The organism is Cellulomonas sp. KH9 (assembly GCF_900114185.1).
Classification (GTDB): domain Bacteria; phylum Actinomycetota; class Actinomycetes; order Actinomycetales; family Cellulomonadaceae; genus Cellulomonas.
The window spans coordinates 805,537-822,978 of the sequence record NZ_FOSE01000001.1 but is presented as its reverse complement, the minus strand read 5'-3'; the positions used below and the strand labels follow the sequence as shown (position 1 = coordinate 822,978).

Sequence of the window (17,442 nt, the reverse complement as noted above, 5' to 3'; positions counted from 1 at the left end):
CGGGCCGGTCAGACGACGCCGAGGGCGAGCATCGCGTCCGCGACCTTGGTGAAACCGGCGATGTTGGCGCCGAGCACGTAGTTGCCCGGGTCGCCGTACAGCTCGGCGGTCTCGGCGCAGTTGTCGTGGATCCGCGCCATGATCGTCGCGAGCCGCTCCTCGGTGTGCTCGAACGACCAGGCGTCACGGCTGGCGTTCTGCTGCATCTCGAGCGCGGACGTCGCCACACCGCCGGCGTTGGCGGCCTTGCCGGGGGCGTACAGGACCCCGGCACCCTGCACCAGGGCCACGGCCTGGGGCGTCAGCGGCATGTTCGCTCCCTCGGCCACGGCGAGCAGACCCGCGTCGACGAGGCGCTTGGCGTCGGTCTCGTCGAGCTCGTTCTGCGTGGCGCACGGCAGCGCGACCTGCGCGTCGACCTGCCACACGCGGGCCGACGGCACGTAGTGCGCCCCGGCGCGCCGCGCGACGTACTCCTCGACAGGCTTGCGCTCGACCTCGCGCACCTGCTTGAGCACCTCGAGGTCGATGCCCGCCTCGTCCACGACGTAGCCGCGCGAGTCGGAGCACGCCACGACGTGGGCGCCGAGCGCCTGCGCCTTCTCGATCGCGTGGATCGCGACGTTGCCCGAGCCGGAGACCACGACGCGCATGCCGTCGAACGACAGGCCGCGGGTCGCCAGCATGCGCTCGGCGAACAGGACGGTGCCGTAGCCGGTGGCCTCGGTGCGGACCAGCGAGCCGCCCCAGGTCACGCCCTTGCCCGTGATGACGCCGGACTCGTAGCGGTTGGTGATGCGCTTGTACTGGCCGAACAGCCAGCCGATCTCGCGTCCGCCCACGCCGATGTCGCCGGCCGGCACGTCGGTGTACTCACCGATGTGCCGGTACAGCTCGGTCATGAACGACTGGCAGAAGCGCATGACCTCGCCGTCGGAGCGCCCGCGCGGGTCGAAGTCCGAGCCGCCCTTGCCGCCCCCGATCGGCATGCCGGTCAGCGAGTTCTTGAAGACCTGCTCGAAGCCCAGGAACTTGACGATGCCCAGGTACACCGAGGGGTGGAACCGCAGGCCGCCCTTGTACGGGCCGAGCGCGGAGTTGAACTCGACGCGGAAGCCGCGGTTGATCCGGACCTGCCCCTGGTCGTCCACCCACGGCACGCGGAAGATGATCTGCCGCTCCGGCTCGCAGAGGCGCTCGAGCACGGCCGCGTCCACGTAGTGGGGATGCCGTTCGAGCACCGGGCCGAGACTCTCGAAGACCTCGGTGACGGCCTGGTGGAACTCGCGCTCACCGGGGTTGCGCGCGAGCACCTGTTCGAGGACACGCTCGAGCTGTACCTGCATGGGTCGGCTCCGCTCTGCTCAGCGAGGACGGGGGAAACTTCTCGAGGGTAGGTCTCGTCCCTGTGAGCGGGACGGGACGTCCGACCCGTGGTCAGCGGCGTGCCAGGTCGGACGGCCGGGACACGGATCGCCCGCCCCGGGGACCCGCACGCGACGAGGCCGCGGACACTCCCCCGTCCGGGGTGTCCGCGGCCTCGTCCTCGGTGCGCGAGCGCCTCAGCGCCGCCGCGCACCGGTGGGTGGTCGTGTCAGCGACACGCCACCGGCCGGTGGCGTCGCGTCACCACTTCGCGTTGCGGGCCAGCTCGAGCGCCATCTCCTGCCACCACTGCCCGGCACCGGGCCCGCCGTTGCAGGCACCGTCGGACTCACCGGGCAACTTGATCCACAGCAGCGCGTCGAGCCCGCTGCCGTCGTTGACCCGCGTGGGGCGCTCACCCAGGGCGCGGCCCCGGGGGTTGCACCACTCGGAGCCGGCCGGGCCGTTGCCGTTGCGCGACGTGTCGATGACGAACGTCTTGCCGCCGGTCAGGCGCGAGATCTCCTGCCCGTAGGCCTTGGCCTCGGCGGTCGTGCGGTAGTTCGACACGTTGAGCGAGAAGCCGACGGCGTCGCTGAACCCGATGCGGTTGAGGCGGTTCGCGGCCTCGGTCGTCGAGAGCCACGCCGAGTGGCCGGCGTCGATGTAGACGCGGGCACCCCGGGCGGTCAGCGACTTCGCGGCGTACTGCAGGAAGCCGACGCGGTCGCCCTGGCCGGAGCAGTCACCGAGCTGCGCGAGGGCGTCGGGCTCGAGGACGACCCAGGGGTTGCCCTGGATGCCTTGCCCGACCGTGTCGATCCAGCGTGCGTACTCGGACTCGGAGACGCCGCCGCCGGAGTGCGAGCCGCAGTCGCGGCCCGGGATGGCGTAGACGACGAGGACGGCGGTCTTCCCGGCAGCGCGGGCGGCCCCGGTGATGTCCCGGACCTCCTGCTGCGCGACCGACGCGTCGGTCCAGTTGCCGACCCAGTACGCCTGCGGCGTCAGCGCGATCTTCTCGAGCAGCGCCTTGTCGTTGCCGGACGCGGCCTGCCACGCGCGGTACGACTGGTTCGTCGTGTCGACGTGGAACTGGCTGTTCGACACCGGCGGGGGCGTCGTCGGGTTCTGCGTCGGCGTGACGACCGGGGTCGGGGTGACGACGGGCGTCGGCGTCGTGACCGGGGGCGTCGTCGGGTTCGACGTGGGGCCCACGACACCACCGGTGCACGTGGTGCCGTTGAGGGTGAACGAGGTCGGTGCGCTGTTGCTGCCGCTCCACGCGCCGTTGAAGCCGACCTGGACGTTGGCGTTGGTGCCGAGCGAGCCGTTCCACGCCACGTTCTTCACGCTGACCTGCGAACCGGTCGTCGAGACGACACCGTTCCACAGCTGCTGGATGCTCTGGCCGTCGGCGAACGTCCAGCGCAGGTCCCAGGACGACAGCGGGTCGCCCAGGTTGGTGACGGTCGCCGTGGCGCCGAAGCCGCCGGGCCACTGGCTCGTCACGGAGTAGTCGACGCGGCAGCCGGCGGCGGCCTGCGCCGCGGTCGAGGTCAGCGCCGTGACGCCGGCGGCCACGACCGCGCTGGCGGCGAGGGCCGCGACGACCTTGCGCCGGGTGGTGGAGACCACCTTCGTGCGGGGGGACATGGACTCTCCTCGGGTCGGGTCGGCGTCGGGCGCGTCGGCGCCGGCGTGCCGGTCGGCGCGCCCGGGGACGCGTCGTCCTCGACGCCGTCCCCGAACGACTCCCCGATCACACCCGAGCGGGGTGCGGCCTGGCGAGCGGACGGTCATGCCCTAATCGTTTTTGCCGCGGCAGGCGGACGTCGAACCGCTTGCGTGCCCGCCGCGGCGCGGCGCCCCGTCACCGCTCAGGGCCGCGGGGCGCCGTGCCCCCGCAACGCCCGGTGGTGGTCACGCGTGATCCGTCGCCACCGGGCCCGCTCCTCCGCCGCGAGCCGCGCGTCGGCGCGCCGCGCCTGGTAGGCAGCCTCCCGGGCCAGCTTGTGCCAGCTCACCAGCCGCCGCTCCGCGAGCTCACCGCTCGCGACGGCCGCCCGGACCGCGCAGCCCGGCTCCCGCTCGTGGGAGCAGTCCGTGAAGCGGCACGCGGCCGCGAGCGCCGCCACGTCCGCGAACGTGGTGTCGAGCGCGTCGGGCGCGGCGACGAGCCCGACCCCCCGCAGCCCCGGCGTGTCGACGAGCACCGCACCGCCGGCCAGGGGCACCAGCTCCCGGTGGGTCGTGGTGTGCCGGCCCCGGCCGTCCGCGCGGATCTCCCCCGTCGCCATGACCTGCCGGCCGGCGAGGCTGTTGACCAGGCTCGACTTGCCGGCGCCCGACGCCCCCACCGCCACGAGCGCCACACCCGGCGCCAGCAGCGCCCGGACCGGATCGAGCCCCGCGCCGTCCAGCACGCTCACCGCGTGGACGTCCACGCCGATCGCGACCTGCGCCACCTCCGCGGCCATGCCGTCGGGGTCCGGGACCAGGTCCGCCTTGGTCAGGACGACGACGGGCCGGGCGCCGGAGCGCCACGCCAGCGTCAGCAGCCGCTCGACGCGCCCCAGGTCCGGGTCCGGGTCGAGGTGCTCGACCACGAGCACGACGTCGACGTTCGCCGCGACGACCTGCTCGAGCGAGGTGCGGCCGGCCGAGTCGCGCACCACCGCCGTGCGGCGCGGGTGCAGGGCGGTCGCGTGCAGGGCCGGCGCGTGCGGGCCGTCGGCGGGCCACGCGTCACGCGCGTCGCCGACCACGGCGACCACGGCGACCACGTCGCCGACGGTCGGGGGTGTGCGCGTGCCGTCGGGCAGCGGCAGGAGGCCGTCACGGGGCAGCTCCGCGCGCCGCGCGGCCGCACCCAGGTCGTCGTCCGGGACGACGAGGAGCGCACCGCGCTCCGCCCGCACCACCCGGGCGCGCAGCGGCGCGCCGGTGCCGGCGGGTGGGTGCGGGGCGGACGTGCTCACCCCTCGACGGTAGGTCGGGCGCGGCACGCGGGCGACGGCTTTTCCCGCCGCGGGCGCGGCCCTGCCCGGCACCCTCAGCCGGTGGGGTAGTCCGGCCCTCCGGGCACCCCGAACGCCTCCTCGAGCGAGCCGATGCCCTGCGCGTGCAGCCACGCGGTGAGCTCGCGACCCACCCACCGCAGGTGCCAGCCCTCCGGCGCGTACCCGGTGACCGCGGTGTTCTGCTCGGTGTAGCGCACGACGAAGCCGTGCTCCCAGGCGTGCTCCGCGAGCCACAGGCCCTCGGCCGTCTGCGCGAAGCAGGTCTGCAGGTTGCACGTGGGCTGCGTCCCGGAGTCGACGTCGACCGCGAGCCCGGTCTCGTGCTCGGAGAAGCCGGGGCGGGCGGAGTAGCGCTCGGCGTGCGCGAACCCGCGACGCCCCTCGACGTCGGCGCGCGCCGCAGCCTGCTCGGCGTACGACCGGAACCCGCTGCGCACGACGAGCCGGGCACCCGCCTGGTCCGCCGCCGCGACCATGGCCGCGAGGTCGGGCTGCACGAGGGCCCGCACCCGTGCACCGCCCACGTCCACGAGGTCCCCCGGCACGTGGTCCGCCGCGATGGGGTGCTGCTTGTTGACGATCACCCAGGGGCTCGCGGGGTCCGTCGTGGAGTGCGCGGCCAGGTCGAACGTCGGCTCCGGCGCCGGTGCGGGCTCGGGTGCCGCCGCACCGTAGGACGGCACGGGCAGCGCCTCGTGCCAGGGCACCTCCTCGGTGAGGCCCTGGACGCGCGTCGACGGGTCGCCCGCCAGCTCGCTCCACAGCCCGGTCGCGGCCCCGCCGATGCCGAGGACGGCGATCAGCACGAGCCCGGCGACGACGATGCTGCGCCAGGGACGAGGTGTCATGGACGCCGATGGTAGGGGCAATCCGGACGAATCCGTCATGCGGCCACGAACGTCACCCGTCGGTGGGGGACGGACACCTCGTCCAGTCGAGCGTCGAGCGTCCCGCCGAGCGGCAGCACGCCCGACGCCGAGGTCACGGGGGCCACGACGGCGGGGTCGCGGAGCTGCAGGGCGCCGCGCACCCGGCCGTCCCGCGGTTCGTCCGCGTCGACGACCACACCGGTGAACACCTGGCCGACCCGGGGCGCCAGCACGGCGGCCTCGACCAGGTCCAGCACCCCGCGGTCGAACGCGGCGACCCGCCGCCCGGTGCGCGACATCGTGGCGGGCAGCTCGGGGAGCCGCTCCTGCACCCACCCCGGCACGTCGTGACCGCCGACGGCGGCGAGGCAGACCTCGGTGCCGTAGCGGTCGACGAGCCGGCGCAGCGGGGCGGTGACGTGCGCGTAGGGCGCGCGGATCGCGGCGTGCTCCGCGTCGCGCCCGGTGGGCGCCGCGTCGTGCGGGCCGAAGGTGCGGTACCCGGCACCGCGGAACAGCGTGGTGGCCTCGCGCAGGAACGCGGCGTGGGGGCCGAGGTGCGAGTCGAGGCCCGCCAGCAGGTCGGGGTACGGCACGTCGTCGGGCCAGTCGATGCCGAGGGCGCCCGCCGTGCGGCGCAGCCGCGCGACGTCCCGCGGGTCGGCGGGCGGCAGCGTCCGGACCACGCCGCTACCGGCGTCGAGCATGAGCCGCGCGGCGACGATGCCGGTCAGCAGGGAGATCTGCGCGTTCCAGCCCTCCACGGGCAGCGTCGCGCGGAACCGCAGGCCGAAGGTGCCGTCGGCGGCGCGCACCACCTCCTGCTCGGGGACGTCGAGGGACGCCCCGCCGCGGTCGCGCTCGCGCGCCTCGCGCAGCCGGCCGACGGCGGCGAGGGACCGCAGGAGGTCGTCGGCCGTCCCCGCGTCCAACCGGTCCTGCACCTCGCCGTAGGCGAGCTGGGCCCGGCTGCGCACGGTGGCCCGCTCCACGTGGACGTCGACGGGCTCACCGTCGGCGTCGAGGTCGATGCTCCACAGCACGGCCGGGCGAAGCTGCCCGGGCAGGAGGCTGGCGGCACCCTCCGAGAGCACCGTCGGGTGCAGGGGCACGCGCCCGTCGGGGCTGTAGCAGGTGAGGCCGCGGCGGTGCGCCTCGGCGTCCAGCGGCCCACCGGGTGCGACGAACGCGGCGACGTCGGCGATGGCGTACCGCACCCGCCACCCGGCACCGCGCCGTTCGACGTGGACCGCCTGGTCGAGGTCCGTCGAGCCCACCGGGTCGACGGTCACGAAGGGCACGTCGGTGCGGTCCGCACGCGGGCCGGGGACATGCGCGTCGCCCGGTCCGCGCCGGGCGGCCTCCTGCGCCTCGGCGAGCGCCTCGGGCGGGTGGGCGCCCGGCAGCTCGACCTCCTCCCGCAGCGCCGCGAGGCCTGCGGCCACCGCGGACGTCGTGGCGTCGGAGGGACCGAGCAGGCGGACGGGACGAACGGGCACGCAGGCACTGTAGGCGCTCGGGCCGGGGCGGGCGCACCCGGGAGGACGTCTCACCAGTCAAGAAAGCCGACCGTTCTTATCCCCTTTTGCGGACGGCGTGCCTAGCCTCGACGCCAGGACGCACCCACGCCGCGCGCACCCGCCGGCGGGACAGGGGACCGCATGAGCACGACCCGGCACGCCGCCGACCGCCGATGTCGGCACCGCGGTCACGCGCCCGCCACCCCGGCGCCCGCGTCCCGCCCGCCGCGCCACCGACCCGACGGCCGGTCGCGCGCGCCCCCGCACACCCACCGACGCCCCAGGAGAGACCATGTCCCGACCCGACCCCGTGCGCGTCGCCGCGCTCGTCGGCAACCCCCGGCCCGGTTCCCGCACGCTCGCCGCCGCCGCGGCCCTGGCCCGCACGCTCGCGGTGCGGCTCGACCCCGCCGCCACGGCCGCCGGTCCCGCGTCCGTCGTGGACCTCGCGACGCTGGCACCGACGCTGCACGCACAGCCCCGCACCCCCGACCTCGACGCAGCGCTGCAGGCCGTGGCCGACGCGGACGTCCTCGTCGTCGCCACCCCCGTCCACAAGGCGTCGTTCACGGGCCTGCTCAAGTCGTTCCTCGACCTGTACGGCCCCGACGGCCTCGCCGGGGCCGTCGCCGTGCCGCTCGTCGTCTCGGCCTCCGCCGCCCACGCGCTGGTCGGCGAGGTGCACCTGCGGCCCGTGCTCGTCGAGCTCGGCGCGACGGTCCCCACCCGCTCCCTCACGCTGCTGGACGCCGAGCTCGCGGACGTCGCGCCGGCCGTCGAGCGCTGGTGGCAGCACGCCGAGCACCCCCTGCGGCGGGCCGTCGGCGCGGACCGCCCCGCCCGCACCCTGGAGGTGGCGCGATGACCACGAGCACCCACGACCTGCAGCACCTGGAACGGCTCCTGGCCGACCACGACGAGCCGGCGCTCACGCCCGAGGAGTACAAGCAGGTGTTCCGCCGGCACGCCGCCGGCGTCGCGGTCGTCACCCTGCGGGACGCCGACCGGCTCGTGGGGTTCACGGCCACGTCCGTCATCTCCGTGTCCGCCGCACCGCCCCTGCTCGCGTTCTCGCTCGCGTCGGGGTCGTCGTCGTGGCCCGCGCTGTCCCGGGCCGCCACCGTCGCCGTGTCGTTCCTGGCCGAGGGCCAGGAGGACGTGTCGACGCGGTTCGCGACCTCGGGGATCGACCGGTTCGCCGCCGGCGGCTGGACGCCGCTGCCGACCGGGGAGCCGGTCGTCGACGGGGCGCAGGCGTGGGTGCGCGGGCGGATCGTCCAGCGCACCCCCGTCGGCGACAGCCACCTGGTCTCGCTCCGGGCCCTCAGCCACGGCGTGACCTGCGCGCGCCCGCTGGTCTACCGGGACCGCGTGTACCACCGCCTCACCCCCTGACGGCCCGGACGTGACGGGGCGACCCGGTCGCACCCAGGCAGCCTGGGTGCGACCGGGTCGTACTCCCACCCCGGGGGGTGGGAGGTGTCAGCCGAAGAGGCGCGGGAGGGTGGCCTCCCACAGCTCGCGGGCCTCGGTCAGCGGCAGGGTGAACAGCCCGCTCACCTCGACCGCGGCCGCGTGCACGTGGTCGTCGTCGTCGACCGGCGTGCCGGCACCCAGGGTGCAGGTCTCGGCGGTCTCGCCGAGCCGCAGGGCGGGGACGCCGCGGGCCGTGCACAGGTCGATCAGGCGCACCTCCTCCGAGCGCGGGACCGCCACGATCGCGCGGGCCTGCGACTCCGAGAACAGCGCCTCGAACGGCGTCAGGCCGTCGCGCTCGCACAGCGTGTCGAGGCTGACCTGCACCCCGACGCCGTACCGCAGGCTCGACTCGACGAGCGCGAGCCCCAGGCCGCCCTCGGACAGGTCGTGCGCGGCGTCGACCAGCTCGTCACGCGCGGCGGCGACCAGCACCTGCGCCAGCCGGCGCTCGGCGTCGAGGTCGACGCGCGGCGGCACGCCACCGAGGTGGTCGTGCACCACGTCGGCCCACGCGGAGCCGTCGAGCTCGGCGCGCGTCGTGCCCAGCAGGTACACGGCCTGCCCGGGGGCGGTCCACCCCGAGGGCACGGCGTCGGCGACGTCGTCGAGCACCCCGAGGACGCCGACGACGGGCGTCGGGTGGATCGCGGAGTCGATCTGGCCGGGCTCCCCCGTGCCGTTGTACAGCGAGACGTTGCCGCCGGTCACCGGCACCTCGAGCACCTGGCAGGCGTCCGCGAGGCCGCGGATCGCCTCGACGAGCTGCCACATGGTGTCGGGGTGCTCGGGGCTGCCGAAGTTCAGGCAGTCGGTGACCGCCAGGGGCCGGGCCCCGACCGTGGCGACGTTGCGGTACGCCTCGGCGAGCGCGAGCTGCGCTCCGGTGTACGGGTCGAGCTTGGTGTAGCGGCCGTTGGCGTCGGTGGCCAGGGCGACGCCCAGGCCCGTGGTCTCGTCGACGCGCACGACACCGGAGTCGTCGGGCTGCGCGAGCGCGGTGTTGCCCTGCACGAAGCGGTCGTACTGGTCGGTGACCCACGCCGGCGACGCGAGGTTCGGCGAGGCGAGGAGCTGCAGCAGCGTGGCGCGCAGCTCGTCGCCGTCGGCCGGGCGGGCGTAGCGCGCCGCACCCTCGGGCGTGCTCACGGAGTCGGCGACGAGCCCGTCCTGCCAGGCCGGGCGCGCGTACGGCCGGTCGTACACCGGCCCGTCGTGCGCGACCGTCTTGGGGTCGACGTCGACGATCCGCTGCCCGAAGTGGTCGATCGTCAGGCGGCCGGTGCCGGTGACCTCACCGATCACGGCGGTCTCGACGTCCCACTTCGACGTGATCGCGAGGAACTCGTCGAGCTTCTCGGGGCGGACCACGGCCATCATCCGCTCCTGCGACTCCGACATGAGGATCTCGCCGGCCGTCAGGGTGGGGTCGCGCAGCAGCACGTTCTCCAGGTCGACGTGCATGCCGCCGTCGCCGTTGGACGCGAGCTCGCTCGTCGCGCACGAGATGCCGGCGGCGCCCAGGTCCTGGATGCCCTCGACCACGCGCGCGGCGTAGAGCTCGAGGCAGCACTCGATGAGCACCTTCTCCATGAACGGGTCGCCGACCTGCACCGACGGGCGCTTGGAGGGCTTGGTGTCGTCGAACGTCTCCGACGCGAGGATCGACGCACCGCCGATGCCGTCGCCGCCGGTGCGCGCCCCGAACAGCACGACCTTGTTGCCGACGCCCGAGGCGTTGGCCAGGTGGATGTCCTCGTGCCGCAGCACGCCGAGGCACAGCGCGTTGACGAGCGGGTTGCCCTGGTACGACGCGTCGAAGACGAGCTCGCCGCCGATGTTCGGCAGGCCCAGGGAGTTGCCGTACCCGCCGACGCCCGCGACGACGCCGTGCACCACGCGCGCGGTGTCCGGGTGCTCCGGGGCGCCGAACCGGAGCTGGTCCATGACCGCCACGGGACGCGCACCCATCGAGATGATGTCGCGCACGATGCCGCCGACACCCGTCGCGGCGCCCTGGTAGGGCTCGACGTACGACGGGTGGTTGTGCGACTCGACCTTGAACGTCACCGCCCAGCCGTCACCGATGTCGACGACGCCCGCGTTCTCGCCGATGCCGACGAGCAGGTGCTCCTTCATCGCCGGGGTGGTCTTCTCGCCGAACTGCCGCAGGTGCGTCTTCGACGACTTGTACGAGCAGTGCTCGGACCACATGACGGAGTACATGGCGAGCTCGGCCGCGGTGGGGCGGCGGCCGAGGATGTCGCGGATCCGCTGGTACTCGTCCGGCTTGAGGCCGAGCTCGGCGAACGGCTGCTCGACCTCCGGGGTGGCCGCGGCGTGCTCGACGGTGTCGGACGTGTGCGGGGCGGACGGAGCGTCGGGGCGCGCAGGTGCGGTGGTCATCGGTTCCCTCGGTGGAGGCCGGGTCCGCAGGGGCGGCTCGCCCGCGCAGGTCCCGCGCCGCAGGTCGGCAGACGCGCTCAGCGTACCGGCGCGCGGGCGGCCGGAGGGTCCGTGTCCACCGCCGGTCCCCTGGCGCGAACCGGCCCCTCGCGGCACGCTCGTCGCAGCGACCACCCGCACCCCGCGGGCGCCGGAGGAGGATCCGTGACCACCATCCGCTCGCTCGGCCACGCCTGCGTGCGCCTCGACCGCGACGACCAGGTGCTGGTCGTCGACCCGGGCACCTTCAGCGGCCCCGACGCCCTCGCGGGCGCGACGGGCGTCCTCGTGACGCACGAGCACCCGGACCACGTCGACCCCCCGCGCCTGGTCGCGGCGCTCGACGCCTCACCGGGCCTGGAGGTGTGGGCACCGCCCGGCGTGGTGGACCAGCTGGTGGCCGCCGACGCGGACCTCGCGCGGCTGCACGTGGTGGTCGAGGGTGACCGCTTCGAGGCCGCCGGCTTCCCCGTCGAGGCGCTGGGCGAGTGGCACGCCGTCATCCACCCCGACATCCCCCGGATCCCCAACCTCGCCTACCTCGTCGACGGTGTCGTGCTGCACCCCGGCGACTCGTTCACGCCGCCGCCACCGGGCACCCGGGTCGAGGTGCTGTGCGTCCCGGTCAGCGCGCCGTGGCTCAGGATCGCGGAGGCCGTCGACTACGTGCGCCTGGTCCGCCCGACCCTCGCCGTGGCGATCCACCACGGGATCCTCAACGACGCGGGGCTCGCGCTGGTGGACCGGGTCATGGGGCAGCTCGTCCCGCCGACGGGGTACCGGCGTCTGGCACCGGACGAGACCCTGACGCTCGACGACGACTGACCCGGGCGTCGGCTCAGGCGTCGTCGTCGGTGGGGTTGCAGCGGGTGGCGAGCAGCGTGGTCGTCGGGACCTCGGGCCGCCACGGCTCGAGGTTCCACGACGCCTTGTCGCGTGCGCCGAGCACGTGGCACCACAGCTGGGCCTGCATGGAGGGCGACGCGGCCTCGGGCTCCGTGGCGGAGAGCCGGGAGGCGAGCGCCTGCTGCGCGGCCAGGCCGCCGTCGCGCACCCACGGGGCCGGGACGACGGCGAGCGACCTGCCGCCCTCGGCCTCGCCCCACGTCGCACCCTCCAGCGGCACGGTGCCGACGACGAACGACACCGGCCCGGCCGGCCCGTCCAGCGCCACCACGTCGCCCACGGGACGCCAGGAGGCGCGGGTGCCGTCGGCCGTGACGGGGGCCGCGAGCGCCGCGACGACCGTCCCGGCCCCGTCGTGCAGGGTCAGCGACCCGTCGGTCTGCACCTCGCCGCGACCGCCGGGCGGCGGGGCGACCCACGCCAGGGCCCCGGGCGGCGCCTGCACGGTCGCCACGACGGACCCGTCACCCTGGTCGACGACCTGCACGTCGCCGCCGTCGACGGGCAGCAGCGACCCGGCGTCGTGACCGAGCCGCGCGGCGTCGGCGAGGGGGACCCCGTCCTGCAGGACGGTCCCGGCGTCGGGGACCGCCGGGGCGGCACCGGGCGACGCGGTGCCGGTCGACGTCGGGGCCGTGCTCGCCGGGGGCGACGGCGTCACCGGCGCGCCGTCGTCCGGACCGCACCCGGCGGTCAGCCCGGCCACGACGGCCGCGGCGGCACCCGCCCACGCGGCACGCGACGCGAGGACGCCTCGGGCCGAACCGCCCCGGCCCACCGCGCGCGCACCCACCCGGCGACCGTACCGTCGGGCCGCACGGCGAGGCATGGACACGGCGGTCGGGGACCCGGACCACGAGTGGATGCCGCGGACCGGCTGAGCCGCACCCCGTCCCGCTCGGCGGCCCGACGTCCCCGTGCTGTGCTGCGGGGTGTGGACGGCTACCGACGCGGCGCCCTGCGGTTCGACGTGCGCGACTCCGGGCCCGTGGACGGCGCGCCCGTCGTCGTGCTGCTGCACGGGTTCCCGCAGGACGCCTCCGCGTACGACGCCGTGGCGCCGCTGCTGACCCGCGCAGGGGTGCGCGTGCTCGTGCCGAACCAGCGGGGGTACTCCCCCGGTGCGCGCCCCCGGGGGCGGCGGGCGTACGCGCTCCCCGAGCTGGTCGCCGACGTGGTCGCCCTGCTCGACGCGGCCGGCGTGGAGCGTGCGCACGTCGTGGGGCACGACTGGGGCGGCGGCGTGGCGTGGGCCCTCGCGACGCACCGGCCGCACCGGACGGCGTCGCTCACGGCGCTGGGCACCCCGCACCCGGGGGCGGTGCGCGCCGGGCTGCTGCACGGCCAGGCGCGGCGGTCGTCGTACATGGCGTGGTTCCAGGTGCCGCGCCTGCCGGAGCGGGCCCTGCTCGCGCAGGACAGCCGGGCGCTGCGCCGCGCGCTGACCGGCGCGGACCTCGAGGCGCCCCTGGCCGACCGGTACGTCGAGCGGATGCTCGTGCCCGGGGCCCTGACCGCGGCCCTCGCCTGGTACCGGGCGCTGCCGCTGTCCCGCGGTGCGGCGGGGTGGGTGCGGGTGCCCACGACGTACGTCTCGGCCGACCGCGACCCGTTCTTCGCCCCCGCGTCCGTGGCGGCCACCGCCCGGTTCGTCGACGCACCGCTCACCCGGGTGGCGCTGGACGCGGACCACTGGCTGCCGGAGCACCGGCCCGCCGACGTGGCCGACGCGGTGCTGGGCCGGGTGCACGCGTGACCCCCCCCCCGCGGGAGGCGGCGGTCGCGGCAGCAGACGGCGCGACGGGCGACGGGGACCCGCGCCACGGGTCCCCGTCGTCCGGCCACCTGCTAGCCCGTCGCGGGCCGGCCGGTGCCCGGCTGCCCCGGTCCCGGAGGCGGGGGTGACGACCCCGCGGAGGAGGGTGCCGACCCCGCGGGTGCGGGGTTGACGAGCACGCTGTCAGTGGTCGCGCGCTCCTCCGCGGTGCGCTTGTCCCACGTCGGCTTGCGCAGCGCGTAGAACAGCAGCGGCGGGCCGCCGAGGACGATGACCACCAGTGCCACGACGAGCGGGTACGCCACCTCGGAGAGGCCGGTGAAGCCCGACGGACGGATGAACGCCAGCACGAACGCGACGGCGCAGGCGACGAACCCGACACCCGCGACGAGCTTCATCGCGGGCGTGCGGTACGTCCGCACCACCTGCGGCTGGGTCCGACGCAGCCGGATCGCCGACGCGAACATGATCATGTACATGATCAGGTAGAGCGCCGCCGCCATGTCGACAAGAGCGATGAAGGCGGTGTTGCCGTTCGGCACGAGGACGAACAGCAGCGCCAGCAGCGTGACGATCCCGCCCTGCACCATCAGGATGCCCACCTGCACCCCGGCCTTGTTGCGCCGCTGCAGCGCAGGGGGCAGCAGGCCGGTGTGGGCCGCGGCGAGCAGCCCGCGCGAGGGTCCCGCGATCCACGTGACGACCGACGCGAACGCCCCGAGCGCGATGAGCAGCGAGACCACCGGCGTGCCCCAGGCCATGCCCCAGTGGTCGAAGAACTGCTGGAAGGCGAGGTTGATGCCGTTGGTCACCCCGAGGTCGCCCTTCGGGACGGCCACGGAGATCGCGATGGTCGGCAGGATGAACACCAGGAGGATGAGGACCGTCGCGGTCGCGATCGACCGGGGGAAACCCTTGCCGGGGTTCTTCAGGTCGTTGGCGTGGACCGCGTTGACCTCCATGCCGGCGTACGCGAGCACGTTCGACACGATGAGCACGATCGACGCGATGCCCGTCCAGGGCGGGATCACCGCCGACGCCTCCAGCGGGGTCTGCGACGGTTCGCCGGTGGCCAGCCAGATGCCGCCGAAGACGATCAGGAGCAGCGCCGGCAGCAGCGTGCCGAAGATGCCGCTCCACGAGCCGACCTTGGCGAACAGGTTGCCTCCGGCGAGCGTGATGAGGGTCGAGCCCCAGTACAGGACGAGGATCACGACCGCCGTGTAGACACCGTTGGAGACGAGCCGCTGGTCGCCCACGACGAACGACAGGCTGGCCGCGATGAACGCGATCTGCGTGGGGTACCAGACGACGTTCTGGATCCACTGCAGCCAGATCGCGAGGAATCCGACCCTCTCGCCGTACGCCTCGCGCGCCCAGGTGAAGATCCCGCCCTTCCACCCCGTGGCGAGCTCGGCCGCGACGAGCGCGGTCGGCACGAGGAACAGGATCGCGGGGAGGACGAAGAGGGTCACCGACCCCAGCCCGTACGTCGCGATCGCCGGCAGCGACCGCAAGGACGCCACCACCACGACCGTGAGCATCGAGAGCTGGAGCACGGACATGAACGTCGCGGGGCCGGCCGCGGGCGCACCGATGGCGGGTCCGGAGTGACCTGCGGGCTGCCGCGCCCCGGGCTCTCCGTAGGGGTGCGGCTTGACGTGATCAGCACTGGGGGCGTGCGTGCCGTCGGCACGCACGTAGGTTCCAGCGTCCCCGGGCACGGAGACGCTGCGGGTGGTCGACATGACAGCCTCCGTCCGTGCGTCAGTGGTGGAAGCCGGAGCGCTGCCTCTCGGTGGGCATCGGTCCGGTGAGGGCATCGAGGTAGGCGACCTCCTCACGCAGGTCGTCCAGGAAGGCCGAGGCCAGGTCGTGGCTGAACCCGTTGCGCACCACGATCCGCTGCACCGTGACGTCGGGGAGGTCGTCCGGCATCGGGTACGCCGGGACCAGCCAGCCCTTGGTGCGCAGACGGTCGGACAGGTGGTAGAGGTTCCAGTTCGTCGTGTACCCCTCGCGCAGCCGCCAGGCGAACACCGGGATGTCCGAGCCGTCGTTCCACAGCTCGAACGCCGGCATCTTCGCGATCTCGTCCGCCAGGTAGCGCGCGACGTCGTGCGACGTCTGCTGGACCGCCGTGTACCCGGCCCGGCCGAGGCGGAGGAACAGGTAGTACTGCAGCAGGACCTGAGCACCGGGCCGCGAGAAGTTCAGCGCGAACGTCGGCATGTCACCGCCGAGGTACGACACCCGGAAGACGAGGTCCTCGGGCAGCGACTCCAGGTCACGCCAGACCACCCACCCGAGACCCGGGTAGACCAGGCCGTACTTGTGGCCGGAGGTGTTGATCGACGCGACCCGCTCGACGCGGAAGTCCCACTCCAGGTCGGGCTGGACGAACGGAGCGACCATGGCACCCGACGCGCCGTCGACGTGGATCGGGACGTCGAGGCCCGTCGCCTCCTGGATGCGGTCGAGCGCGGCGGCGATCTGCTTCACCGGCTCGTACATGCCCGTGTACGTCACGCCCATGATCGCGACGACACCGATCGTGTTCTCGTCGACGTACTTCTCCAGGTCGTGCCCGTCGAGGACCTTGTGGTCCCACGAGATCGGCACGTAGCGCGCCTCGACCTCGAAGTAGTTGCAGAACTTCTCCCAGCACACCTGCACCGCGCTGGACAGCACGAGGTTGGGCCGGTCCGTGGGCTTCCCGGCGGCACGCCGCGCGTGCTGCCAGCGCCGCTTGAGCGCCAGACCGCCCAGCATCGCGGCCTCGGACGAGCCGATCGTCGAGGTCCCGATCGTGTGCTCGGGGTCAGGCGCGTGCCACAGGTCGGCGAGCATCGTCCAGCACCGCGTCTCGACGGCCGCGGTCTGCGGGTACTCGTCCTTGTCGATCATGTTCTTGTCGGCGGCCTCGAGGTACAGCCGCGACGCGTACTCGTCCATCCACGTGCCCACGAACGTGGCGAGGTTGAGGCGAGCGTTGCCGTCCAGCATCGCCTCGTCGTGGACGATCTGGTAGGCCGTGGCCGGTAGTGATTCCTCGTCCGGCAGTCTGAACTTCGGGACAGCCGTGGCCTCGCCCGGACGGGCGAAGACCGGGTTCAGCTCGACCACGTCGGGTTCGTCGTGGCGACGAGCCGCTCGGCGAGTGTTCGTAACCATGGTGGTTCCCCCTGTGAGCTACGAGCTCGCGGGCGCGAGCCCGTGTTTTCAGGATATTCCTGGCCCCAGGATCGGATTCCTGCCCGAAGGTCCTAGTTCTCGCGCGGGTGGAGGGGCTTTCCTCTCGGCCGCGGCCGAGTGGCTCGACGTGCGGGCCTGCACGTCCCGAGCAGTCACCCCGGCCGGCACCTCCCCGACCGACCACGGCTCGGTCGGCTCGACGTCGCCTGACGTCTACGCACGGAGCTGGGTCTCGACGGGTGTCCAGCCGCGGGCCCGGACGGTGAGCCGGACGTCGCCGAGCAGGGCGGTGAGTGCGGCGGCACGCTCCGCGACCGTCGCGGCGGCGTCGTTGCCGACGTCCTCGAAGACCTCGGTGACGACCTCGCCGTCGGTGCACTGCGCCCAGCCGCCGACGACCCGGCCGTCGACCCAGACCGCCGGCCCGGCGTTGCCGTTGCGGTCGTAGACAGGGAGCGTTGCTGGCCGAGCACGTGGTCGCGGTGGGCCCAGGCCATCGCGGCCGGGTCGAACGCAGGCAGCAGCGCGACCCACGGCTCGGCCGGGGCGTCGGGCTCGTCGTCGGCGGCGAGCCGGACGCCCGGCGACCCGTCCTCGAGCACGACGTCCACGGTGTCGAGAGCCGCGAGCGCGTCCTTCGCCCGCCGCACGGTCCAGCCGGTCCACCACCGCAGGTCGTCCGGGCGCGCGGGGCCGTGGGCGTGCAACCACAGCCCGGCGAGCCGGGCGGCCGCCGCGGCGGAGTACGGGGCCGGCCCGAGGTCCCGCCGTCCCATGGGCGTCGTCCACGTGAACTGGGTCGACGCCCAGCCACCGGTCGGTCGCGCCTGCCCGAGCACCGACCGGGCGACGTCGCCGTCCGCGGG

13 protein-coding genes and 1 pseudogene are annotated in these 17,442 nt (G+C 74.6%); 4 read left to right on the top strand and 10 right to left on the bottom strand.

Going from position 1 to position 17,442, the window contains the following annotated elements:
• Positions 1–8: 8 nt before the first annotated feature.
• The 5 genes from gdhA to BMZ16_RS03595 all read right to left on the bottom strand — a co-directional run bounded on the left by gdhA (position 9) and on the right by BMZ16_RS03595 (position 6,756).
• A complete protein-coding gene (gene gdhA, locus BMZ16_RS03615) occupies positions 9–1,346 on the bottom strand; it encodes an NADP-specific glutamate dehydrogenase (protein ID WP_089798196.1) in 1,338 nt (445 codons plus the stop codon).
• 280 nt (positions 1,347–1,626) lie between these two features.
• Positions 1,627–3,021: a glycoside hydrolase family 6 protein gene (locus BMZ16_RS03610; protein ID WP_089798195.1), complete on the bottom strand. Its 1,395-nt coding sequence runs from the start codon at positions 3,019–3,021 to the stop codon at positions 1,627–1,629.
• Between the two features lie 224 nt (positions 3,022–3,245).
• Complete coding sequence (gene rsgA / locus BMZ16_RS03605) at positions 3,246–4,346, bottom strand: ribosome small subunit-dependent GTPase A (protein ID WP_255366327.1); 1,101 nt, start codon at positions 4,344–4,346, stop codon at positions 3,246–3,248.
• A gap of 74 nt (positions 4,347–4,420) precedes the next feature.
• A complete protein-coding gene (locus BMZ16_RS03600; RefSeq protein ID WP_177199575.1) occupies positions 4,421–5,236 on the bottom strand; it encodes a M15 family metallopeptidase in 816 nt (271 codons plus the stop codon).
• Between the two features lie 35 nt (positions 5,237–5,271).
• Positions 5,272–6,756, bottom strand: coding sequence for an RNB domain-containing ribonuclease (locus tag BMZ16_RS03595; protein WP_089798193.1), 1,485 nt, complete (start codon positions 6,754–6,756; stop codon positions 5,272–5,274).
• Between the two features lie 313 nt (positions 6,757–7,069).
• Between BMZ16_RS03595 and BMZ16_RS03590 the strand changes: the two genes are divergently transcribed.
• Complete coding sequence (locus BMZ16_RS03590) at positions 7,070–7,642, top strand: NADPH-dependent FMN reductase (protein ID WP_089798192.1); 573 nt, start codon at positions 7,070–7,072, stop codon at positions 7,640–7,642.
• Positions 7,639–8,172, top strand: coding sequence for a flavin reductase family protein (locus tag BMZ16_RS03585; protein WP_089798191.1), 534 nt, complete (start codon positions 7,639–7,641; stop codon positions 8,170–8,172). The genes BMZ16_RS03590 and BMZ16_RS03585 overlap by 4 nt, the downstream gene beginning before the upstream one ends.
• Before the next feature lie 87 nt (positions 8,173–8,259).
• Here the strand turns inward: BMZ16_RS03585 and purL are convergent, their stop codons facing one another.
• On the bottom strand, positions 8,260–10,659 hold the full coding sequence (gene purL / locus BMZ16_RS03580) for a phosphoribosylformylglycinamidine synthase subunit PurL (protein WP_089798190.1): 2,400 nt from the start codon (positions 10,657–10,659) through the stop codon (positions 8,260–8,262).
• Positions 10,660–10,863: 204 nt separating this feature from the next.
• Between purL and BMZ16_RS03575 the strand changes: the two genes are divergently transcribed.
• A complete protein-coding gene (locus BMZ16_RS03575; RefSeq protein WP_218143304.1) occupies positions 10,864–11,523 on the top strand; it encodes an MBL fold metallo-hydrolase in 660 nt (219 codons plus the stop codon).
• Between the two features lie 13 nt (positions 11,524–11,536).
• Here the strand turns inward: BMZ16_RS03575 and BMZ16_RS19165 are convergent, their stop codons facing one another.
• Complete coding sequence (locus BMZ16_RS19165; RefSeq protein ID WP_177199574.1) at positions 11,537–12,397, bottom strand: DUF2599 domain-containing protein; 861 nt, start codon at positions 12,395–12,397, stop codon at positions 11,537–11,539.
• Positions 12,398–12,538: 141 nt separating this feature from the next.
• Here BMZ16_RS19165 and BMZ16_RS03565 point away from each other — a divergent pair, with 141 nt between their 5' ends.
• Positions 12,539–13,360: an alpha/beta fold hydrolase gene (locus tag BMZ16_RS03565; RefSeq protein ID WP_089798702.1), complete on the top strand. Its 822-nt coding sequence runs from the start codon at positions 12,539–12,541 to the stop codon at positions 13,358–13,360.
• 92 nt (positions 13,361–13,452) lie between these two features.
• On the opposite strand, the gene BMZ16_RS03560 is transcribed toward BMZ16_RS03565, so the two are convergent.
• From BMZ16_RS03560 to BMZ16_RS20015, 3 genes and pseudogenes are all read right to left on the bottom strand, one after another.
• A complete protein-coding gene (locus BMZ16_RS03560; protein WP_089798189.1) occupies positions 13,453–15,129 on the bottom strand; it encodes an APC family permease in 1,677 nt (558 codons plus the stop codon).
• Positions 15,130–15,148: 19 nt separating this feature from the next.
• Positions 15,149–16,555 carry a glutamate decarboxylase gene (locus tag BMZ16_RS03555; protein ID WP_089798188.1) on the bottom strand — a complete coding sequence of 469 codons (1,407 nt, stop codon included), beginning with the start codon at positions 16,553–16,555 and terminating at the stop codon, positions 15,149–15,151.
• Positions 16,556–16,789: 234 nt separating this feature from the next.
• A pseudogene (locus BMZ16_RS20015) lies at positions 16,790–17,415 on the bottom strand (DNA glycosylase AlkZ-like family protein).
• Positions 17,416–17,442 lie beyond the last annotated feature (27 nt).